This is a genomic window from Desulfogranum marinum, assembly GCF_016918565.1.
GTDB lineage: Bacteria > Desulfobacterota > Desulfobulbia > Desulfobulbales > Desulfobulbaceae > Desulfogranum > Desulfogranum marinum.
The window spans coordinates 1-23,235 of sequence record NZ_JAFFQD010000026.1; the positions used below are offsets into that span (position 1 = coordinate 1).

The window sequence follows — 23,235 nt, forward strand, 5'->3', positions numbered from 1 at the left end:
TCAAAAAGGGTATTATTAGGCGCATCAACACACTGGATAATATGATCAATTTTTTGATCAAGACTTGTATCGTACATGTCTTTATAGCTCTCTTTCCCAACCTGTGTTTTTTGCGCTCTCGCCATGGCATAACCCCCTGATTTTGCAGAGTATTATACCATGAAAACGTTTACTTTTGAACTGAAAAGTTAACTTAACTGTCTAAAATTACTAACTAAATCGTTCCTCAGTGTGCTCAGCTTACGCATTCCATAAACGTCGGATGCACCCGTGGCAATGCTTCTGATGTTCAGATCGTGGGCTACCGTTAAGAAGGAGTTCTTTTAACCTTTAGGCTTGAGTATTTAGATGCCGACCACGTGATTTTTAGCGACCCTAATTCTGCCATGACCACTCCTGAAAAGGTTGTAACCGTGATGGGTGAATATACCAATAATTTCGAACAATTCGACGGACAGTTGAAGATTATGCATTCTGCACGGCGGGTTGATTAGACAGCGGGCAACCTGGACCTTTTCGAGCAAGCGCAATATAGGATGCAAATCGCAGCATCTTAGTAGTAAAGTGGGCTCACTTTGACCTTTTCGCTATTCACCAAAAGTTAAAATGAGATCTGACTCTATTCTTTGCTAAATAACGGAAAAAATCCAGTAAGTGTCACTTGGGATCACTCTACAGCGTTATTGTACTGCCTTGACAGGATTTTTTCGGTACGCACTGCTTGGCCTGCCATTAACATAGATGTCCTCCAGGTAACCAAGCTTTCTCGGTAGTTGACCGGCTGTCCCCCTAGTCACGAGAAAGGTAGCTTTCTGGCCAACCGAGATACTTCCCAGCCTTTTCAGGGCAAAAAAAACAGCTCCATTTATAGAACCACACTGGATGCTTTCTTCCAAAGAATATCCTGCCTTGATAAACAGTTTCATTTCTTCCACCACTGATTCACCATGAAGGATACCGATGTTTCCTGCCCCGCTTCCTATAGCTGTTTTCACTCCCCGTTTTTTGGCCAGGCCAAGCAAAAGACTTTGGTCGGCAAAGGTTTTTTTCCAAAATGCTTCTGCACCGGGAATTGCCTTTCCTGGTGCTACATAGCGGGTGGAAAAACGACACCCTATTTCTCCATTGGCTCCGGAACTGTCCAACCCATTTTTCGCCCGCAGGATGCTGGGAATCCACAATACGTTTTTTTCCGCCATCAGCGTGAGGTTGGCTTCCCCCATCCCGTATCCCTGTTCTATGGCCTCACACCCGGCTGCTACTGCTTCTCCTACCTGTTGTTCTCCATTCGCGATTACAACCGCCTTTTTCTCGCCTTTGTGTTGCAGGATGGTATACAGGTCTTCATACTGCATACTCTGGGCCGAAGGATATTGATCTTCAATGTTCTTTGTATACCGAATTTTGAGAAAATCACTCTCATGCCAATTACCGGCTGCATACTCATCCAGACTACCTATGGCCTTGCCCGCTGATTGAACTTCCAATATGTTTTCTGCTGACAATGTGCTTTGATTCAGCTTCACCAGACCTTCTGTATCATCGCAATCTGCCACTCCAAGTACCCCATGGCTGTGGCAGTAGTGAACATGCTGCTCTAGCAAAGCCGCTTTTTTTGCAGTACTCCCTTGCCGGGAAGTTCTTCTGACACTTTGATCGATAGAAGGAGAAAGGCACAGGGAAACGGAACAATCGATCAGCGGTGGGACAACTGTGCAGTGGGTGAGATCGTCTAAGGCAATGATGCCGGAAGGAAGGTTTTCAAGAGAATCAATAGCGGTGATGGTACCGTTTTGTGTCTTTAAGTAAACATTTCTACGGGCAGGTGCACCACTACCATCGATTAAGGTTCCTATGGTTATAAATAGCACATCACTCATCGCAGACAGGCTCCTAAAAAAAAATATATAACGAATAAGTTAACATTACAGCAATTTATGGATTCTATTTTTGGCTATATTGTTTTATTCCATAAGCATAACGCTAAGTTCGCCGGCGGGCGTCCGCAAGTCCAGTGAGCAAAGCGAACGTGGTGAAACATTTCGATGTGAGGCGAGGCCCTTTTCTTCTCAAAGGTCTGGTGCCGCTATTATGTGATATATTTGAACTTTCAAACAAAGAGTATGTTCTGTTCCACAGCACAATTAAAAAGACTGGGGTCAGGTCAGCATGACCGTACTTATTCTTGCTGACCCTCATCTTTTTTCACAGCATAGGTAGATTGCACAAAACCGAAGTCAAATGCACTCAAGGAGAGGGAAAAATATTTGAGGCTCTTGATACCTCTGCATTGGCAATAGTACCGTCTAATATGCCATTATTACATGGTTTATAAAGATAAATGAAAAACATAACGGAAAATCATTATTTTTTCAGTTTTTGTTGCCGATAAGAGAGTACACAATTGTTTCTTATGCAGATTCATGGAGGAATGAGCATGAACAATATGGCAATCCAGTCCCCCCTCGCAGAATTATTTTCCCAGTATAATAACCCTTTGGCTGACTTCCGCTCTTCAACATATGTCAGAGAGCAGTCTTTTCGATCCCGTGAGAGCTTTGCAACAGACTTGGTGCTGCAGACAAAGGAGGGCGATCAGGTCACCTTACGTTCAAACAGCTTCTCGCAGCTGGACGCCTTTACGTATGATAGTAGAGCAATTTTACAGACTGAGTCGGAAATAACTGTTGCTAGCCAATCGCAACGAGAAATTACCTTGGCATCGGGTGAGAGTTTTTCCTTCACCGTACAAGGTGAGTTGAATGAGGCTGAGCTTGAGGACATCGAAGCGATTGTAAAAGGACTTGATGGCGTCATGTCCGAAATGAGTCAGGGCGATACTGCTGGAGCATTGGATAAGGTAATGGAAATGGAAAGCTTTCGCTCCGTCTCCGCGTTTGCAGCAGATATAACCTACCTTAGATCTTATGAAATAAGAACCGAAGTTGCTAGCACAGTAACTTCAACTGCTCCGGTTCAAGAAGGTGTTCCGGCAAAAAAGAACGGACAGTTATTCGATTTTAATACGATTTTCAAAAAGCTGGAAAATCAACTGCTAATCCATGGCAATAAATTATTGAGTAATGCTCAAGGGCCCATTAACAAACTTTTCAAGCACCATCTCCATGCGCTTGGCAAGGAAAATGAGGGGAACAGTCCAATATACAGTGCTCTTGAATCAGTGATGGAAGATATTACTTCCATGATAGAAGAGATCGCAGGTAATTTTTTTAACGAGCAGCTCTCTGCTGTACAGGATGAAGTGCAGTAGCCCCATCTGTTCGGCACACCACCAACGACAGTGGTGTGCCGCCAAAGGCTTGTTTTTATGCTTCACTTTCACGCATGGCCTTTTGTAAGGCTCCTTTTAAGTCCGTTTTTGTCGCTTCCAAGTAAGGGCTCCAGTCGGTATAGAACCTGTAAAATGCAGTGGATGCCAACTTTTTGGTGAGGATTGCGTTGCGATATGGCTGCAGGTCAGGAACAGAAAGAGTGGCCATTATTTTTTTTCTTCCTAGTGTCTGCGTGAGAATAACCGGTGTGTATGCTTCGATAACAGACCAAACCAGTGCATCGTCTTCTAAAATGGTTGGTAAGTGTTGCTCTAAAACATTCTGAAAAGCAAATATCGACTCACTGGTACTTTCTGAGAGTTCAAAAAGGTTTAGTTGTGGATCCTGCTGATGGATACGCAGCAACATGGTTGTCTCGATGCGGGCGTATTCTTCCACCTGAAGGAGAACGTCCTTGATCAACGCCAGTCTAATCTCATTTTTCTCCAGGAGCTGGTGTTCATATTCGTCTTGGAAAAGAAATGCAGTGAGAATTTCGGCGATGGAGCTGCTGTAAACGCCCCCTTTATTAGCTGTGGAATCCTTGATGTGTTTAATGGCGCTTGTGGTGGCGATATAACGCCTTGAGGCGTCGTCGAAAAAGACATTTGCTCCTTCAACAATATATTCAAGTTCGGTAAACAGAGAAAGGAACTGTTTGATATTGTTTTGATTAATCGTATCTTTCAGCCCGCCGCAGGGGGTGAACGCCCTGATGTTGGCCTGGGCGATAAATCGGCGGTTATCGGGGGTGGAGAGAAAATGACGATGAAAATAGGCTCCATCTTCGATTACTGTGCCATCAGGCAGGCGGATGTTTTTGCCCCTTATCGGGACCATAAATCCGTTTTCACTGAGTTTTTCTACAGGAAAGGCAAGCGTGTTGTGCCGAGGCGAAGTGTGGCGCATAAAGGCAATTTTTGTCAACTCCTCCTTATCCAGTCCATTCGGGTCAAAGAGTACTGAACCGCCATCAATGACCAGACAGATTTTCCCCCGGTACGATTGGATCTGATTTGCCCCGAGGTCACCGTCGGGGCCGCCGGTCAACATCAGGTTCAGATCTTCTTCTTTGGTGCCGAATTCGGAGACGAGGGTCCTGAAGGTCGACATCACACTGGTGGTGGTCATGCCGCTGGTCGCGATTTTCCCGCCGATGTGGTTGTATATTTGCTCCATATCATCGGTGAGGATGACGGACTGGCCGTTAATATGAAGATCTACTCCCTGGTTTCCCTTGCCGTAGAGCGCAAAAAGGTCGCCGGTTTCCAGCAGGCCGTAGGTATCGTGGGGGATTCCGAAACTTTTCCCTGTGGTCAAGGTTCTCCAGTAAGGATATCCTCTCTCTCTGCCACGGTAGGCGACTTTGTCCATGAGTAGCGCTGTTCCTTCGTCAGGGCCGAAAAAAATCATTTCAGGTTTTCCATAGTAATCCACCACAGAATTGTCGAGAAGCATCAGGTCCATGATTCCTTCCGTATAATCCTGCAGAGATTCAAGGGGGTAGGCCGCATAGAGAGGGCGGGGAACGACAACACCCTTAGAGCCGCTTTCACAAATGTCTTTGTGCTTAAGGCGCTGAGCCTTGGGGCCAAGGGCGTAGTTGAGTAGCACTGCATTGTCCAGTTCAGACTCGTAGTTGGTCGGGGAGACTCTGATGAGGCGGAGACCGCCGCGGGCGATATCGGCCGCACGCAGGTGCGTTCCGCAGGCATAGTGACCGTTTATATAAAATACTCCATAGACGAATTGGCTGAATACAAGAGGGTCCAGGATCGAGTTATCAAAACGGAAAGCAAATGAACGCTTTAGAGGGCTGTAAAAGTTGGTCTTTAGAGTGGAGGCAACCAGCTTAAACATGAATTTGAAAATGTCATAGCCGAGATGGAAATCAATGAATCTGGAGGCTATAGTCCGTTCAAACTCTTCATAGCTACTGCTGAGTTCCTCAGCAGAGATATGGCTTTTTATATCAGGGTTGAAGCGCTGGTCAAAGAGCTCGAACAGAGACTGGATAAGATCAGGATGTCTGCAGACGATGTCTTCAATCAGGGCATCACCGTAGGTGGATTTATTGGCACCCTGGATTCTCTTGGCAAAAGCATCCTGGTAATCTTGTCCGGAAAGGCTGTTGAGTATTTCTCGGTCTGTGGCATTTTCACTTTCTTGGAAGATGAACATGTGTGCGAAATCAATTGCATTCCCGGCAAAGAGCATAGCCGGAAAAGACAGCTTTTCGTCCAGGTAAAGCTGTTTCGCTCCATTGACCGCAAATGCAAGAAATGCAACCAGATCAGCGGCAACGGCTTGTTCCTGTGTCCGTGACAGTTCGCCTAGAATGTAGAGGGTGCAGATAGAGGTGGGAACGTCGGTACCCGAATAATAAGGCTCCCAATAGGCTCGGACCAGAGTGAGGCCGTGCTCTTCAAGCAGTTTCCTGAACACAGGAAGCTGTGGGGTGGCAAAATCGGTTTTGAACATCAAGCGAGTCTCACCGGTCTGGGGAAGGTTGAAAAATTCAATCAGCGGCATTACCGAATTTTCGGTCTGCATAAGGAATTTTTCATAGCGCCTGCGTGTTGGTTCGGGCGTGCTTGAGTAGTCTTGGGAAATGTTGAACAGAAAGCGGGACTCAGTGAATGCTTCTTTGGGGAGTTCGTTAACGATTTCAGGACGAATGATATAGGTATAGTAGTTGCTTTGCGGGCTGTAATAGTATTCACGACGATGCCCTGAGATGAATCCTTCCAGCATATCCTCCATGCTGTTTCTGGTCTCTTCGGTGGCAATCCGTACCTGTTGAATATTGCTCCCTATTTCCACATCAAAGTCAACATGCGCTACTCGACCGTAAAGAACCACTTTGTTGTCGATACGCTTAACAGTGGTGGCAATAGATTGCAGGAGATGCGCCAGTGCGGGTGGCTGAATATGTTCAAAGAAATAATTTGGTAACCCAAGGTCATGGAGCAGGATACCTGCAGCCATATTAATGCAATTGGCAGTTATTAATCCCTGAGAAGAGAGGTCAATGACCGCCTGGTACAGTATCCGTGGAGCGAGGCCGACGCTGACAGCCCTGTTTATAATATCGGCACCACTGCCGGGTGTGGTTTGATTTTCCTGGGCTGAATCGAGTACAGTTTGAGTGGATTGCTGGATCATGACTTTCAGGGTCCTTGTTCGATGACCATTGAAGTTTTGATTGAGGGAACGGTGGTAACTTCAGCAGTACAACCGGTGTCCCGGCCTCTATTGAAAAAGTAATGTCACTTCAGCAGCCCCCAGCTCTCAATGATCTGTTCGTACAGCATGCCGATGTATCGAAGTCGGGCTTATCTGCTAATTGGTCAGCTAGTGAGCATTGGGAGCACTGCTGAACAGTTACAGCTCGCGGTAGATTGTCAGTTTTTGGATATTTGCTGAATGTTTACGAACGGGGCTGCCTTAATCTGGAGATTAAGCAGGTCTGAGACATAACAGCAAGTGTTTTCGAAACGTTAACGTGAAATCAGGCCAGGATAAATAAATAACCGGTGACTTGTATCGACCCTGTTCAGTGGCGCTGGAGTTTGAGAAATATAAAAAATGAAGGAGAAGAGCATCATTGCTGCCCTCCCCATACGGTGGCAATTTTTGACAAACAGTATGGAGAGGTAGTCGGGGAGATATTAGGCAAAGATATTTTTGTTTTTCAATTCTTTGGCCACGCGGGTAACATGCATGGCATGTTTTTGGGTAAGGGCGAGAACTTCTTCGCTGACACCCTGGTGGTTCATCTCTTCATCTGCTGAACGCCCGTAGGGGCCCCATTGCAGGCCTCCCTTTTTGTAATTTTCTGTGATTTTGGGGAGAGGAACAAAGACCATCCCCAGTTCACTGAAGTTGTTCAGCATAGAAATAAAGGCCAGCTCGACCCCGCCTCCAGCGCCACCGAATCCGCCGCCAGAGGCAAAAAGACCTATTGTTTTCCCATTCATTTTATCCTGCATCCAGAGGCCTGAGCAGACAGTATCTATCATTTTTTTTATTCGCCAGTCCATGTTGCCCATATGCACCGGGCTACCAAGGAGGACACCATCACTGGAAGTAAAGTCATCAGCTGTTACATCTTCTGCCTTTTTCAAAACAGCCTCGGCTTCAGGTAAAGAAGTGATCCCTTTCGCTGCTGCATTGGCCATTTTTTCGGTGGTGCCATAGTCACTTGCATAAATAACCAGCATTTTTGTCATGTCTATTCTCCGTAACGTTGTTTTGATTGGTTCGCTCGAAAGTGAGTTTCCAAGGTATGGGCTTTTTGATAAGGAGTATGCGGTTAAACTATAGCGCAAGCACATGTTGTCAAGTTTGAAGGAACAATAATGCAGGCTCTGGGTAAAGCATGCTGCAACGCTAACCAGGATGGGAAGGGGGGAGATGATATTATTGAATCGTGGACATGCACTCTTGGTTGGGATTATAGTATGGGGACATAGACCCTGTAATGTGATTTATGTAGGGCGTTTGATAATAATGGTAACAATAACCGCGAGTTTACTTCGCAGAAAATGGTATAGCGTATCATATGAAAGGAGGAGGATATGGGAATAAAAGTAACGTGGCTCAGCCATTCAGCGTTTTTGATGGAAACCGGAGAAACAAAAATACTCATAGATCCATTTATATCGGGAAATCCTCTCTGCCCTGTAAAGGAAGAAGAAGTGATGGCTGATTATATCCTGGTGTCTCACGGTCATGGCGACCATATTGGTGATACCATTGCCATTGCCAAGCGAACCGGAGCTACTGTTGTAGCCAATTTTGAGATATGTAACTGGTTAAACAGCCAAGGCATTGATAAGGTACATCCCCAGCATATAGGAGGTGGCTTTGACTATCCGTGGGGACGGGTTAAGCTGACCATTGCTCATCATGGTTCACAATTACCGGATGGCTCCTATGGTGGTTCACCATGTGGCTTTCTGCTGAGTGTGGAAGGGAAAAACATTTACCATGCATGTGATACGGGCCTGTTTTATGATATGAAACTTATCGGTGAAGAAGGTGTTGACCTCGCTATCCTCCCCATTGGCGACAATTTCACCATGGGACCGGATGATGCCCTGCGCGCGGTCAAACTGCTTGCACCGCAACAAGTGGTGCCGATTCATTACAATACCTTTGATGTGATTGAGCAGGATGCGGATGGATGGGCTGCCAGGGTGAAGGCGGAAACAGGCGTGACAGTGACTGTCCTTAACCCTGGAGAGGAATTGGAATTGTAGATTTTTTGGTAGGCAAAGAGACAAGAATAACAATTAGCCGGTGGAGCCGCAAGGATTCCACCGGCTAATTATATTTCATCGAATTAAGGCGAAACAAACTGATTACTTTTTATTGAGAAGCGGGTGCCCCATTTCTTCTCGCTGCAGAACATATTTCTGGGCAACCTGACGGGCTATGTTACGTATTCTCCCTATATAACGAGTTCTTTCCGCTACGCTGATTGCCTTGCGGGCATCAAGGAGATTAAATGTATGTGAACATTTAAGACAGAAATCGTATGCCGGCAGGATGAGATTTTTCTCAGCAAGTTTTAAGGCTTCCCTTTCATAGTTGTCAAAGGCGGTAATCATGTCGCCTACATTGGCCTCTTCAAAATTGAAAGCAGAAAATTCTTTTTCAGCCTGATGAAAAATCTGGCCATAGGTTACGTGTTCATTCCACTTGATATCGTAGACCGAATCAACTTTCTGCAGATACATGGCAATACGCTCCAGCCCATAGGTGATTTCAACCGTGATCGGTTTGAGATCGATGGAGCCGGCTTGCTGAAAGTAGGTGAACTGGGTGATTTCCATGCCATCCAACCATACTTCCCAACCCAGTCCCCAAGCACCAAGGGTCGGAGATTCCCAGTCGTCTTCAACAAAACGGATATCATGCTCCAGCAGATCGAGTCCGAATTGGCGTAAACTTTCAAGATACATTTCCTGAGAGTCCGGCGGCGAGGGTTTGATCACTACCTGATATTGGTAGTAGTGTTGCAGACGGTTTGGATTTTCACCGTAGCGGCCATCTGTCGGGCGTCGAGACGGCTGAACATAAGCTGCTTTCCAAGGTTCAGGGCCCAGGGAACGAAGAAGAGTGGCTGGGTGGAACGTTCCTGCTCCCACCTCCATGTCGTAAGGCTGGAGAACGACACAGCCCATAGATGCCCAGTAACTGTTCAGAGTCCCAATGATATCTTGAAAATACATGGCAAAGAAATGGTTCCTGTATTGATTGTTGTAAAATGATGGCTACTGTTAGGTAACCGACCATGGGGGCGTGATGCTCTGTGCTTGGCACGTATCCTACATTGCTTTGTTACCGGCGGATCTTGCAATGATCGAAACGCCGGTTGTGGACTTCATGTGTAAGCATATTAGTCTACCACAGTAACGGCATGTGGCAAATGAAATTGTATATAGCTTACCTCTTGTCAGTCCACAAATGATATTTAGGACCGATAGTGGCGTTATGCGAAAAAAATGATCCTCGGAGGTAAACGCTAGGCTCCGATATTAATTATATGCCTGTGGTAAATTTTTTCGCGTGCTTGGGAGTCCGGCGCTTACCTGCTCTCAAACCAAAATTTTCATTTTGGGGCAGAGCCTGCTCTGGGTTGGTTATTTGTTCATCGTCAGTCATTGCTTTTCCCTTTTTTTGTTGATGAGTTACTTATGGAACCACAGTTTTTGCGTATTCGTGGTGCGCGAATGCACAATCTGAAAAATATTTCAGTCGATCTTCCTCGAAATAAACTGGTCGTCTTTACCGGTCTTTCGGGGTCGGGGAAATCTACCCTGGCCTTTGATACCCTGTATGCGGAAGGCCAGCGACGGTATGTTGAATCCCTTTCCACCTATGCCAGGCAGTTTCTGGGGCAAATGGAAAAGCCTGATGTGGATTTGCTGGAAGGGCTTTCCCCGGCAGTGTCTATTGAACAGAAAACGACGAGTAAAAATCCCCGTTCTACCGTAGGTACTGTGACCGAGATTTATGATCACCTTCGTCTGCTCTATGCCAGGGCCGGACAAGCCCATTGTCCGGAGTGCGGTGATCCCATACGGTCACAATCGATTGAAGACATGGTAGAAAATTTGCTCCACCGGGATGAAGGTGAGAAGGTTGTTTTACTGGCTCCGCTTGTTAAGCAGAAAAAAGGGATGCACGAGCAGATTTTTTTACGCCTGCGCAAGGAAGGCTATGTCAGGGTTCGCGTAAACGGAGAGATTCGCCAGTTAAGTGAAGATATTATTCTGGAGAAAAATAAGCGTCATTTTGTAGAAGCGGTTATTGACCGGCTGGTACTGAAACCTTCCATTCGCAGAAGGTTGGATGAATCTGTAAGCACAGCCGTCCAGCTTGGTGAAGGGACAATGATAGCCGCTTTTCCTGACAGTGGGGAAGAAGTCCTGTTCAGTGAATCTGCAGCCTGCCACCGGTGCAGTATATCCGTGCCGGAACTGTCAACCCAGTTGTTTTCCTTTAACAATCCCCAAGGGGCGTGCCCTGAATGTAGCGGGCTGGGAGTCAACCAGTTCCTTGATGAAAACCTCATTATTCCTGATCCACAACTCACCCTGCTTGATGGGGCCATCGGACCTTGGCGTCGACGCAAACTTTCCAGCTATGCAACTCAATGGGTCGAAGCCTTTATTCGTCATTTTCAAATAAAGCCTGACACCCCTTTTGCTGATTTACCTGCTCAAGTCAAAAAGGCAATTTTACATGGTACCGGCAGGGAGAAACTGGAATTTCATCACCAGCGCGGCAACAAGGTGCTTGTTTCTCAGGTGAGTTTTGAGGGCATTATTCCCAGGTTAAATCGATTGTTTAGAGATACCTCCTCACCCAGGGTTCGAGAGGAGATTGCAAAGTTCATGAATGAGCAGGCTTGCCCAGCTTGCAATGGTCGGCGGCTGAAACCTGCAGCTCTTGCAGTGCGGGTAGGGGAATGGTCCATTATGGATCTGACTGGGTTTTCCATAGATCATTTGATTGACCAGCTGCAAACCCTGGCGTTTTCCGAACGACAGGCTTTTATTGCAAAGCCCATACTCAAGGAGGTCAATGAACGGCTTTCTTTTTTGCAGGGGGTTGGCTTGGGGTATCTTTCCCTTGATAGAAAAGCGGGGACACTTTCCGGTGGAGAGGCGCAACGTATCCGACTTGCTTCGCAAATCGGGTCAGGTTTAGCGGGCGTGCTCTATATTCTTGATGAACCAAGTATTGGTTTGCACCAGCGTGATAACAACAAGCTGATTAAAACCCTGCTTAATTTGCGTGATCTGGGAAACAGTGTAATTGTGGTCGAGCATGATACTGATACTATTGCCTCTGCAGATCACGTGCTTGATATCGGGCCAGGTGCCGGCGTCCATGGCGGAGAGATACTTTATTCCGGGGAAGTGAAAGGATTACTTGATTGTGAGGCATCACAAACCGGAGGATTTCTTTCAGGTCGATTGGAAATTCCGGTACCGGAAAAAAGAAGAAAAATCCGTAAAGGGAAAAAATTCCAGTTGCGGATCAATGGTGCCACTGTCAATAATCTTAAGAATCTGTCCACCGCCATTCCCCTTGGCGTGATGACGTGTGTTACCGGTGTGTCCGGATCCGGCAAAAGTTCACTGATTATCGAGACGTTATACAATGAGGCCCAAGGCGCTTTTCATGATAAGCAGACTGTTGCCGCCAAAAAGCCGGTATTAAGCGGTCTGGAGAATATCGATAAGGTGATTGATATTGACCAAAGTCCCATTGGAAGAACCCCTCGCTCAAATCCGGCAACCTATACCGGTATCTTTACCCCAATAAGAGAACTGCTTGCGCGATTACCTGAATCACGTGCTAGAGGATATAAGCCGGGACGCTTCAGTTTTAATCTCAAGGGTGGGCGTTGTGAGACATGTGAAGGTGATGGGGTTATCCGGATTGCCATGCATTTTTTACCGGATATATATGTGACCTGTGAGCGTTGTCACGGAAAAAGGTATAACCAGGAGACATTGGATATTCGTTATCGAGGAAAGAATATTGCCGATATCCTTGATATGACAGTGGAAGAGAGTCTTGAGTTTTTTAAAAATATTCCACCAATACAAAATCGACTGCAGACTGTTTTGGATGTGGGGCTTGGTTATATTAAACTGGGGCAATCATCGGTAACACTTTCCGGCGGTGAGGCACAGCGGGTAAAACTCGCCAAGGAACTCAGCAGACGTTCTACAGGCAAGACATTATATATCCTGGATGAGCCGACAACCGGCCTCCATCCTGCTGATATCCAGCATCTGCTTCGTGTGCTGGGGCGTTTGGTAGACGGTGGTAACAGTGTGGTGGTTATAGAGCATAATCTCGATGTGATTAAGACCGCAGACTATATACTAGATATTGGCCCTGAAGGTGGAGATGGAGGAGGGACCATTGTAGCTTGCGGCACGCCGGAAGAGGTCGCCTGCGAGCCCCTGTCGTATACCGGCAAATTTCTTAAGCAGACACTTAATAACGATTAATTATTTGTCACTATTTAGACAAAATAACAACATTGTCTCATTTTTGACAACTAGAGCTGTTGAGCGGTGCTCCATCTGAGCATAAGCGGATCGATTAGGCTCTATATCGGTATGCAAAGTGATCTGATCGTGCGCAGGTTGGATGCTGCTGAAGAGTTACTATTTTTTCAATTTGCCAGATTGCCTTTCCTTGTTAAGGTGTATCGATGTTGTGTACCCGCAGGCATAAGAGCAAATGTATTTCTCTTGCGATGGTGGTGTGCCAGTGGCTGGAAAAGAGATTAAGAAGCGAGTAAAGATTTAACCATAAAATAGAAAAAGGATAGAACATGACAGAAGAAGCGAACAATCAACAGGAAGCACCGGTTTTCCGGATGCAGAAGATGTACATCAAAGACCTTTCTTTTGAGAGCCCCAATGCGCCTACAATTTTCTTAGAAAAAAACCAAGAGCCCAAGGTCGATTTTAATCTGCAGATCAAGAATACAAAAATTGACAACGACCATTATGAAGTCTCCCTGGCCATTACCGCCAAGGTACTCGACAAAAAAGCCGAAGATAAAGTGATGTTCATTGTAGAGATTGAACATGCAGGCGTCTTTTTACTGAAGAATATTCCTGAAGAACACCTGGCCAGGGTTATGGCCGTTGATTGTCCGCTGATGTTGTTTCCGTTTACCCGGCAGGTGGTCAGCCAGGTTTCTGTTGATGGTGGTTTTATGCCGTTTTTGATGGAACCAATCAATTTCGTGGCTCTGTATGACAATGCCCAGCAACAGAAGAAAGATTCTTAAAGTGTGAACTTTAAGCGCTCGCTGTTGCAAAAAAGACTTTGCACATGAAAAAAGGGGCTTGCCGATAATAATCGGTAAGCCCCTTTTTTTGAGGAGGAATGGTTTTTACTTCACAATCAGAGTGTAGCTGTGAAGTTATCAATTAGGGTTGAAACTGCTTTTTCAGTGGCCCCTTCAAACAGAGCGTCATATTGGTAATCGGCAAGGACCGACTCTGGTGACACTTTCACGTCAACTCTATTGGTCCAGACAACATCGCCATTATACGCATCCTGCACCCAGACGCGAAGCTGAACAACAGCCTGTGGAATTTTTCCTGTATTGTGCGCCATATGGCCAAGGCCTGCACCTACCGCTCCCCAAATGAGGGTATTACCCATTTGGCCACCGGAGACACCGAAGATGGTTTGATCTGCATCGCCGGTGTAAGGCCAGTGAACGTTATCACCAATGAGAGCGCCATAAGTGGCACCGGCAGCCATGTTGCCCCAGTTATCATACTGATCTGAACGGGCCTGACCAAATGCGATTTTGTTGGTTACACCGGTAATAAAACCGATCACACCTTTTTTCCAAGGAGCCCAGGAAGGATCCTCTCGTTCCTTGTATTGAATGATTCGTCCGCGAACAATATAGTCAGCGGAAAAATGGCGGCCGATTTTGACCACTTCCTGCTGGGTCAGGCCATGGGTACCGGGGCTTTCAAGTACCGGCACATTATTGTTCCTGCTTTTGGTCAGGTCAATGTAGCGTTGGATCTGCCCCTTCATAGCATCAGACCATTCGTCGTTTAACTCGTCCTCAAGCATGCCGGTTTTTTTCTTTTCATAGGCAACCACATTAATAATATTGTGATTTACCAAGTAAAGAAAAACATCTTCCTGAACCGGCAGGTGGAAGCTGTTGGAGACGAGGTTGTCTGTCAAGTTTTCAGTAATATACAAATTTCGGTGGTATGCGGTGTCTAGGTTGTCTGCATAGGAATAGTCCGCAAATGGAAGGATGACTATGGTTTTGTCGGCGCCTTTATCACTTTTGGCAGCCGGTTGAACTTTCAGCGATTCCTTAACGGTTGTGCCGCATCCTCCGAGAAGCAGCGCAAGTAAACCAATCAGCAGATAGCGACTGTACTTCATTCCATTTCTCCTGTTTTTCTGAATATGGTTAAAAGATAATCCTGGTTCATATTATTTTGGGGGTCAGCAGGATAACCAGTTCTCGTTTGGTTTTGATTTTTTCTTCGTAGCCAAACAGATATTTTACAATTGGTATTTCGCCGACCACAGGTGCAAATTTACCCTCTTTGGCGTCAAATTCATCTATGAGGCCGCCAATGACAAGCATTTCACCGTTATCAACTTCCACCATGGTGGACATCTCACGGACACCGACCCTGGGGAGCCCGACCTCAAGGCCGTCGCCAAACACTTTGTATTCGATAGGGTCATCGATGAGATTTGTTGTTACTGGAGTGAGGTGGAGTACTACTTTTTGGTCATTGACGATTGATGCCACTACGCCAAGAGCGACACCCTCTACCACATTATCCACTTCAGCTGTATAGGTAACAGTGGTCAAGGCGCTGCCGCTGCCTGAGTCAACATTACGGGAAACAGTTTTAATATAGGCGATATCTTTTCCTACGGAGATAAGTGCAGGTTGACCGTTTAAGACTGTCAGCTTCGGGTTGGACAGGACATTAGCATCACCTTGTTCATTAAGGGCATTGAGCATGACCGAAAAGTTTGCTGGGTTCAGTGTAACCTTGCTGATAAAGGTCGTGATTGAGTCTGCGTCACCTTCAGCAGGAATCCAAGGATAAACCTGGCCGTCTCCACCGGTGCCTGCTGTACCGAAAAAGGTAGTCCCGGTTATATCGAAGTCTTTCAAGACAAGACTCCAGTCCAGACCGATCTTGGAATTATCTTCAAGGTATACTTCGATGATTTTTGCCTCAATAACCACCTGACGGTAAATTTCTTCCTTCAAGGTCGTCAAATAAAGCTCCACTTTATCCAGTAACGGCCTTGGGGCAGTAACCGTGATAAGACCAACAGATGAGTCAACAGTATAGTAGGAACCACCTGTTGCCATGCGCCTGGTCGCTCTGGTTTCAGATGTCGTATTGGCAGGACCAGCACCTTCAGTGTCCTCTGCAGCTTCATCAGTAGGTTCTGAAGTCACTGTCGTCCACTGCTGCATGATTAAATCAAGGTTCGCGCGAATGTTGGCCCAGACGTCAAAGCCATTTTCATCACTGGTTATCTTGATGGTGCCTTCCGTGCCGGTTGCTGCATCCCGGTCTGTAAGGTAATTACCACCTGTAGTAGTGGTGTAGGTACCTTTCATGTTAGGGATGGCAATGAAAAACTTTTTTGTCTCCCTGTATTTGACAATGATAGTGTTGCCTTCGACTTCATTGTAGTAGTCAACTTGGCGCAGTAAGTTGTCAATGGCGGTAAAAAAGTCATCCTCGGCAGCAATATTAACATCCACCAAGACACTTTGATCCACATCACTTGCCCAGCTCACACTCATTCCTTTGAGGGCGCCTAATCTGTTCAGGATATCCCATAAGGGTTGTGGACCGGCGGTTGAGCGTATGGTAGCACCGACTTTCAGTTGATATTCACCTGATTGCTCTTCCAACTCTTCTTCCGCCTCAAGATCCGCGGTAACGAAACCGGGCTGCTGGAATCGGACAGGTAATTGAGCTGGCTCAGGAGGCGGTGCAGGAGTCGTCGCCTCCTGGGCAACGGAAGGCGACTCCTGTGCAGGCGGTGCTTCATCGGCGGTGTCCTTGTTGGCACAAGCCGATAATGCAAGGATCATGAGCGAGAGAACCAGTGGCAATGAACAGTTAACTAACTTCATATGGCTTTTCCTCAAATTCAGTATAGAGCGCATTTACATTGTCTGTTTAAGAGCGATTCGGCCCTTTATATACTTGGCAAGATCTGGTGGTATGCGAAATCCGGCCAAAAGGATTGCCTGATATTTTTCTGTAGCAACAGCGTGGTTGCCGAGCTTGTCATTGACGCGGGCCACCGCAACCATGGAGTTCAAGCTTTGACCATAGATTTTATCGTATCGTGAGAGCAGTTTCAGGGCGCTTTCGTATTCTTTCTTGCCCTCGCTAAACACGGCATAACTCAACAATGCCTCTGCACTTGGTTTTTCAACGCTGATACTTTGGTCAAAAAAATCTACTGCCTGTTGAAGCTCTTGCATGTTAGCTAAACCAATGGCTGCATTAAGAGCAGCAGCAGTATTTTCTGGATCTACAGCAAGTGCTTTTTTTGCATAAAAGACTGCCTTGGCATTTTGACGCAGCCGGACCAGATAAATAGAGGCTATTCTATTTGCCAGTTTGTCATTATCAGTCCACTTGACAAATGCCTGTTCATATAGGCTGATTGCCAATTCAAAATTTTCTTTATTTTCTGCTTTTTTTGCCTGAGCTATAAGCTGCTTTGCTTCGATTACTTCTTTCGGCAGGTTCTGCTGCTGCTTAATAATGAGTGCTTCTTGCTCGGCGACTTCAATATCTGCTTCAAAGCTAATATTATTTTCAGCCTGCTTGGCCCAGTTAAAAGATTTGTCTTTTGGCAGGATGACCAAGGTGTTGAAACGTTCCTCTTTGGCGAGATTTTTTAGATTGAGGATAATATCAAGCGCAAAATCCCATGGAACATCGTCAAGAGCGAGCGTTAAAGATCCTGATACTGACTCGTCAACAACTATGTTGATACCACTTACTTCACGAAAGAGACGAAAGACATTGTGTAAGTCGATTTTATAAAAATCGACGGTTATACGTTCTTTATTATAGCCGGAAAAGTTAAAGGCATCCTGAAGCTGTTTTTCCGTTGCCTGGGGAGAAAGCCTGCTTTCAAGAGGATCTACTTCGGGAAGCTGGCTTTCAATGGTGGTCTTTTCTTTAATAAGTGTAGAAATTTGATCAACCTGCTGCGGTTCATCAATAACGACTTCAATCCCATTGGGGACTGACTGAACTGAAAACGGAAACAGATCTTTGGTAGAGGAGTCAAACACGATCCGTAGCCCTGAACCGCGCTTTGCTACACGAATCCGTGCCAGAGAGGTGCCAACCATCTGTTCCTGCAAAAGGGTATCTCCAGTGATGTTGTTGAGATCAATGTACATCCTTGCAGGTGTATTTGCTTTGCTGTCAAGAACATCGTATGTGTAATCGGTAAGTTCACCGTTTGCCAGTAGCTTGACACGGGTTTGATCCGGTGATGTTTTTACCTGAATATCTGTTACTTCAAGCATGCCGGCGGGCGTCTGGGCCGTACCGGCAGATTTAACTTTGTCAACAGTCAAAATAATATCATTCCCATCCAGTGAAGCCTCAAAGGGCATTGACTGTGACAAAGTAAATTCAAGACGAAACAACGATGGAGAAACATCAGTGAGTTGTTTGGTTGAAAGCTTAATACCTGTATCCGGCGGAAGCTGTGGGGCAAAATCCGGAGCCGGCACTGTTTCGGCAATATCGAGCACTATCCTTGACGGGTTGAATAGCTCGTATATTGTGTATGTTGGAGTTGTGGAACTACTGACTCTTATTTCAAGGGAGGTGCCCTGGTCGGTTGCAGTTAAGGAGCCAACCTTGTTCGCTCCGTTGTCATTTTCTGCCGCAAAAGCAGCACCAGTCATCAGAGCAAGTAGACCCATGCTCACGACGCATAGAAATGCCAGCTGCGCGGTTGAAAGCCTACGCGTTGTCCAGCTGGTTGGGGAAGAAAAGTGAAACATGTTTATTCGTCTCCCTCTTTTTTTAATTTCATTGTAATCGTAGTTAAAATCTCTTTGCCCGCACGGGTCTTGGCGGTCTCAATGATCTTCACTTCCGATGCAAAAATTTCATCGACCACTCCACGGCGGCCAATGGGAATACCTTCACGCAACATGTAGCCCTTACCAGTTACATCTTCGACCAGTGCCATTGGTTCACCCTTTGCAACCATGACTGCAACCAGTTTCAACTGTCCTGGTTCAAAGAGCTGCATGCCGGTTAAAATAGTTTCTTCGTCAATAATTTCGTCCGGATCCAGAGGCGTGGCAGAAGTCGCCTTTGGAGTGAGAAATGGAACGAAAGGGTCAGACCGCCCCTCTAACTCATAGAAAAAGGTCTTACTATTGCTGGAGTCTCCTTGTTCCAGAGTGAGAGGGAGTGCAGGTTGTACCACCTCTTCAGTCGCATATGATGGGGGGGCTTGCAGCATGATGAGGCTCAAAGTAGCCAACGTCAATGCGCATAGCTCGAAATAATAAGGATTGCTGTTTTTTTTACGTAGCATGATATAAGTCCTGCCAGGGCCTTATGTTATCGTTTTCTTTTTTTACCTTTTCCCTCGTTTTCTGAAGGGAGTTTGGTGTTGGTGAAACGGTAGGTTACAAGCCTGCAGGTCGAATTTAAAAGCATTTCCGACCCCTCTTTTTTGGGCGACCCCATTTTGATATTGTTAACTGTTACCAGTCGTTCCAGTTTGCTTACCTGATCCAGAAAAAAACCCATGTTATGGTACGGGCCTTTGGTCGAGATATCGACTGGAATTTCAGCATAAAAATCCCTAGGTATCTCTGCGCCAGGCTTAAAGGAGAGAAAATCAAGGCCGGCACTCTTACCGTGGTCTGATATACTTCTGAGCAAGTTTGGTATTTCCTGGCTTTTGGGCAGGATAACCGCTGTTGCTTCAAACTCCTTTTTAATTTCTGCCAGTTCCTGTTCATGTTTGGGCAGGTTCTGCGCTGCTTTTCGCGCTTTGTTCAAATCTTTTTGTGCTCGGACTATTTGGTTGTCAAGGTTGGCGATTGTTTCCTGGTTAGGCTCAAACAAGAGAAAGTAGCAGAGCGCAACAGGTATGAGCAGTGTTAAAACCGCAATCGCAATTTTTACCTTTACATCAAGGGGGATGTATTTTTCGTCAATAAAGGTATCGAACTTGTTGGTGATAGTGCCAGCAGCCATATCGTGTGCCTGTGATCAATTCGTTTGTGGTTCTTTTTTATCTTCAGGGACGGCAATGGAACAGGAAATAGAAAATGCTTTCAGGTTCCTCCCGGCAAATCCTTTAAGCGATGAGCTTGCAAGGTGAACGCTTTGGATGTAGGGAGAGGATTTCAAGTCATCCATGTATTTGGCTATAGTTCTGTTGTCCAGCGCCATTCCAGATACTTTCATGTTTCCACCACTCTGCGTTAGTGTGGTCAACCACATTCTTTTAGAAGGTGTAATATTGGCCACCTCATCAAGTGCATGTACCGTAAGTGATGACGATTTTTTGAGCTTTTTGATAACAGCGATTCGGTTTTGTAAGACCTGCTTGTCTTGTTCAAGCTGCTTAATCTTGTTGAGGATTGCGGTATAACGCTGCCTTTCCTTTTTCAGGTCTGCAAGGGTTTCGTTTCTCGCGGTGATCGTATTGGCTTGAAGCATAGCGAAGATGGAGAGCAGGGCAACGACCAATACGAATGCGCCGGCCAAGCTGAATATTTGTTTTTTCGCTTTGTTTCTGCGCCTGATTTCCTTAACAGGTAAAAGGTTTATATATATCATAGTTTCTTAGAAGGCTGCTTCCCGGATGGCCAGCCCAGCAGCAATGGCCATTTCCGGCGCGATTGAGTCAAGATATTGACGATCAATTTTTTTCTCATCAATTATCATCGTTTCAAACGGATTGAATAAGACAACGTCCAGTCCGGTTTCTTGTTTGATATACTCCAGAAGACCTTTCACTTTCGCTCCCCCCCCACTGAGCACCAGCAACTTGAGGGGATTGTCAGGATTATTTGCCATATAAAGATCGATGGCTTTTTTTATTTCCAGTATCCATTGAGTACAGGTTTGTAAGAAAATTTCTTCTACTGTGCTCTGGTTTTCCTCTGCAGAAACCATACCTAATTTGATGTTTTCCGCTTCTTCTTCTTCCACGTTTAATGTATTGGCCAACTGGTCTGTAAGTTGACTGCTACCTACCACTACGTCTCTTGCCAGGACACTTACTCCATCAGCAATGACATTTATATTCATTTTCGATGCGCCAATATCAACCAATGCGATGTTTTCAGCGTTGCCTGACATTTTCTCCCAGATGTTTTCCAGGGCAAAACCGTCAACATCTACCAGGACAGGCTTGAGCTTTTGTTCATGGAGCATCAACAGGTAATCGTCAATGACATCTTTTTTTGCAGCTACCAGCATTATATCACTTCTGTCATTTTCTTGACTGCTGGTAGGGAGCTTTTGGAAATCGATATATACGTCATTGATATCAAAAGGAATGTATTGTTCTGCTTCAGCTACAATATACTCGGATAATTCCTCGTCAGTCATGTATTCAAGGTTAATTTTCTTTACGATGACGGAGTAGCCGGAGATGGATATGCCTACTTTTGAGTTTTTTATTTTCAGGTTTTTAAATAAGGCGGCAATGGCATTGCCAACAACATCCGGCTCCTGCAAAACACCATCCTCTACTACACCTGGAGGCAGAGTAGTGCTGCCTATGGCAAGGAGCTTGTAGCCCTTGCCTGTCTGCTGTAGCTGGCAGACTTTGATGGCGTGGGAGCCAATATCGACACCCGTAATTAGCTGGTCTTTCTTAGCCATGGTTTTCTCTTTAAAAAGGTTGAGGCATGAGCTTGAATTAACGTCAAAAAGAAGTTTCGTCTTTTATCCCCTAATTATTAGCACACAAACAAATCGCTTTGTCAAGGCAAGCTCTGTTTTTTTTTGTATTTTATCTAATAAAAACAGAGGAGATAGCTAATGGTGAATGAATATATCTTCAGTTGGTATTTTTTGTAACTCTCTGAAATGCTGTGCATAACATGATCCATTTTCAGCCGCTGGAAATCCTGCTTGTATTTTAGACCCTGTTGGGTTAATTTTGCCCAGGCTTTTACCTACGCTTCCTTTACCGAAAGGCACCATTTGTGGCAAATTTAAAAAAGAAAAAAAATAAATCCGGATTACGTGAAAATATTGAAGCTGTAATAATAGCCATTGTTTTGGCGTTTTTTATTAGAACCTTTATTGTTCAGGCTTTTAAAATTCCATCCGGTTCAATGTTGCCTACTTTGCAAATTGGCGACCATATTCTTGTAAATAAGTTTATTTATGGAGTTAAGGTCCCTTTTAGCGGATCTGTACTGATCCCTGTTAAGGATCCGCAACCAAATGATATTATAGTGTTTAAATACCCTAAAGACCCAAAGCTCGATTATATTAAACGGGTCATAGGAGTGGCAGGAGACACGGTCGTAATTCGCAATAAAAAGGTATTTATCAATGGTCAGCCATTTGAGGATAAGTATGGAGTGTATCGCGATGTCAATGTTTTGTCAGCGGCGATAGGGCCCCGGGATAATTTCGGACCAGTAACCGTGCCGCCGGGCAAACTGCTGGTTATGGGGGATAATCGTGATAACTCCTATGATGGACGTTTTTGGGGATTTGTTGACTTGAAGGCTGTGCGAGGCAAGGCTTTTTTCATCTACTGGTCGTGGGATGTGCAGAAACCTTTATTATCTCTTGACCGGCTCAGTTCCATCCGTTGGAGCAGGCTGGGGGATGTTCTACATTAAACGCCGGAGGGTGGCATGGCTACCGGATATTTTTTTTCACACCGCCATATACTTGGCATCGACGAACTCTCCAAGGATGATATCCTCCATATTCTGGATACTGCAGATTCTTTCAAAGAGATATCAGCCAGGCCTATTAAAAAGGTTCCCACCCTACGTGGACACACCGTTATAAATCTTTTTTATGAGCCATCGACTCGTACCCGTCTTTCTTTTGAGATAGCGGCAAAAAGGATGAGTGCGGACACCTTTAATATTTCTCCTTCTACAAGTAGTGCTACTAAAGGAGAAACCCTGATTGATACTGCGCGTAATATCTCTGCAATGCATCCGGATATTATTATTGTCCGTCATTCTTTTTCAGGTGCACCGCACATGCTGTCCCGTTATGTCAATGCGGCAGTGATCAATGCTGGAGACGGAGCACACGAGCATCCGTCGCAAGGATTATTGGACATGATGACCGTCAAGGAGCATAAAGGCCGTCTGAACGATCTGAAAATAGCGATTATAGGCGACATCTCCCATAGCCGGGTTGCGCATTCTGCTATTGAGGGCTTTACAACAATGGGATCCGAGGTTCACGTTTTCGGGCCTGCTACTCTTCTCCCTAAAGGGCTCGAACAGTTGGGGGCAAAAGTATGCACCTCCATGGAAGAGGTGGTGCGCGATGCCGATGTGGTGATGACCCTGCGAATACAACTGGAGCGGCAAAATGATCCACTCTTGCCGTCGTTGAGAGAGTATTCGCGCCGGTTTGGTGTTTCCCAAAAAATGATGTCCCTGGCTAAACCGGATGCACTGGTTATGCATCCTGGGCCTGTTAATCGTGGTGTAGAACTTATGCCGGAGGTGGCTGACTCTACCCAGTCGGTAATTTTAAACCAGGTGACCAATGGGGTGGCTGTGCGGATGGCACTGCTTTATCTGGTCATGGGCAACTCCTGATGC

Annotated in this window: 18 protein-coding genes; 6 read left to right on the plus strand and 12 right to left on the minus strand. The window is 45.7% G+C overall.

The features are described from left to right. Positions 1–680: 680 nt before the first annotated feature. The gene (locus tag JWH17_RS14370) at positions 681–1,880 is read right to left on the minus strand and encodes an amidohydrolase family protein (protein ID WP_205223323.1); all 1,200 of its coding nucleotides are present in this window, start codon (positions 1,878–1,880) and stop codon (positions 681–683) included. Between the two features lie 557 nt (positions 1,881–2,437). On the opposite strand from JWH17_RS14370, the gene JWH17_RS14375 reads away from it, so the two are divergent. Further along, positions 2,438–3,271, plus strand: coding sequence for a hypothetical protein (locus JWH17_RS14375; RefSeq protein WP_205223324.1), 834 nt, complete (start codon positions 2,438–2,440; stop codon positions 3,269–3,271). Between the two features lie 55 nt (positions 3,272–3,326). On the opposite strand, the gene JWH17_RS14380 is transcribed toward JWH17_RS14375, so the two are convergent. Next, positions 3,327–6,497, minus strand: coding sequence for an NAD-glutamate dehydrogenase domain-containing protein (locus JWH17_RS14380; protein ID WP_205223325.1), 3,171 nt, complete (start codon positions 6,495–6,497; stop codon positions 3,327–3,329). A gap of 506 nt (positions 6,498–7,003) precedes the next feature. Continuing rightward, on the minus strand, positions 7,004–7,564 hold the full coding sequence (locus tag JWH17_RS14385; protein WP_205223326.1) for a flavodoxin domain-containing protein: 561 nt from the start codon (positions 7,562–7,564) through the stop codon (positions 7,004–7,006). A 348-nt stretch (positions 7,565–7,912) separates the two neighbouring features. Here JWH17_RS14385 and JWH17_RS14390 point away from each other — a divergent pair, with 348 nt between their 5' ends. Continuing rightward, positions 7,913–8,596, plus strand: a complete 684-nt coding sequence (locus tag JWH17_RS14390) for a metal-dependent hydrolase (RefSeq protein ID WP_205223327.1) — start codon at positions 7,913–7,915, stop codon at positions 8,594–8,596. A 102-nt stretch (positions 8,597–8,698) separates the two neighbouring features. Here JWH17_RS14390 and glyQ read toward each other — a convergent pair whose 3' ends face one another. Both glyQ and JWH17_RS24125 read right to left on the minus strand, forming a co-directional pair. Then, positions 8,699–9,571 carry a glycine--tRNA ligase subunit alpha gene (glyQ, locus tag JWH17_RS14395; protein WP_205223328.1) on the minus strand — a complete coding sequence of 291 codons (873 nt, stop codon included), beginning with the start codon at positions 9,569–9,571 and terminating at the stop codon, positions 8,699–8,701. Between the two features lie 310 nt (positions 9,572–9,881). Continuing rightward, the gene (locus tag JWH17_RS24125) at positions 9,882–10,004 is read right to left on the minus strand and encodes a hypothetical protein (protein ID WP_269755863.1); all 123 of its coding nucleotides are present in this window, start codon (positions 10,002–10,004) and stop codon (positions 9,882–9,884) included. Positions 10,005–10,036: 32 nt separating this feature from the next. Here JWH17_RS24125 and uvrA point away from each other — a divergent pair, with 32 nt between their 5' ends. Next, on the plus strand, positions 10,037–12,874 hold the full coding sequence (gene uvrA / locus JWH17_RS14400) for an excinuclease ABC subunit UvrA (protein WP_205223329.1): 2,838 nt from the start codon (positions 10,037–10,039) through the stop codon (positions 12,872–12,874). 329 nt (positions 12,875–13,203) lie between these two features. After that, the gene (gene secB / locus JWH17_RS14405) at positions 13,204–13,668 is read left to right on the plus strand and encodes a protein-export chaperone SecB (protein ID WP_205223330.1); all 465 of its coding nucleotides are present in this window, start codon (positions 13,204–13,206) and stop codon (positions 13,666–13,668) included. A gap of 116 nt (positions 13,669–13,784) precedes the next feature. Here the strand turns inward: secB and JWH17_RS14410 are convergent, their stop codons facing one another. From JWH17_RS14410 to pilM, 7 genes are all read right to left on the minus strand, one after another. Beyond that, entirely contained in the window at positions 13,785–14,804 is a 1,020-nt protein-coding gene (locus JWH17_RS14410) for a hypothetical protein (protein WP_205223331.1), read from the minus strand. A 46-nt stretch (positions 14,805–14,850) separates the two neighbouring features. Further along, a complete protein-coding gene (gene mshL / locus JWH17_RS14415; protein ID WP_205223332.1) occupies positions 14,851–16,542 on the minus strand; it encodes a pilus (MSHA type) biogenesis protein MshL in 1,692 nt (563 codons plus the stop codon). 33 nt (positions 16,543–16,575) lie between these two features. After that, complete coding sequence (locus tag JWH17_RS14420) at positions 16,576–18,369, minus strand: AMIN domain-containing protein (RefSeq protein WP_205223333.1); 1,794 nt, start codon at positions 18,367–18,369, stop codon at positions 16,576–16,578. An 83-nt stretch (positions 18,370–18,452) separates the two neighbouring features. Further along, positions 18,453–18,995 carry a hypothetical protein gene (locus JWH17_RS14425; protein ID WP_205223334.1) on the minus strand — a complete coding sequence of 181 codons (543 nt, stop codon included), beginning with the start codon at positions 18,993–18,995 and terminating at the stop codon, positions 18,453–18,455. Between the two features lie 26 nt (positions 18,996–19,021). Beyond that, positions 19,022–19,666, minus strand: coding sequence for a type IV pilus inner membrane component PilO (locus JWH17_RS14430; RefSeq protein ID WP_205223335.1), 645 nt, complete (start codon positions 19,664–19,666; stop codon positions 19,022–19,024). A 15-nt stretch (positions 19,667–19,681) separates the two neighbouring features. Continuing rightward, positions 19,682–20,254 (minus strand): PilN domain-containing protein, encoded by a 573-nt coding sequence (locus JWH17_RS14435; protein ID WP_205223336.1) that lies wholly within the window; start codon positions 20,252–20,254, stop codon positions 19,682–19,684. Between the two features lie 6 nt (positions 20,255–20,260). Next, positions 20,261–21,307, minus strand: coding sequence for a type IV pilus assembly protein PilM (gene pilM / locus JWH17_RS14440; RefSeq protein WP_205223337.1), 1,047 nt, complete (start codon positions 21,305–21,307; stop codon positions 20,261–20,263). 326 nt (positions 21,308–21,633) lie between these two features. Here pilM and lepB point away from each other — a divergent pair, with 326 nt between their 5' ends. Further along, positions 21,634–22,284 carry a signal peptidase I gene (lepB, locus tag JWH17_RS14445; protein ID WP_205223338.1) on the plus strand — a complete coding sequence of 217 codons (651 nt, stop codon included), beginning with the start codon at positions 21,634–21,636 and terminating at the stop codon, positions 22,282–22,284. Positions 22,285–22,299: 15 nt separating this feature from the next. Next, positions 22,300–23,232, plus strand: a complete 933-nt coding sequence (locus JWH17_RS14450; protein ID WP_205223339.1) for an aspartate carbamoyltransferase catalytic subunit — start codon at positions 22,300–22,302, stop codon at positions 23,230–23,232. Positions 23,233–23,235: the final 3 nt, after the last annotated feature.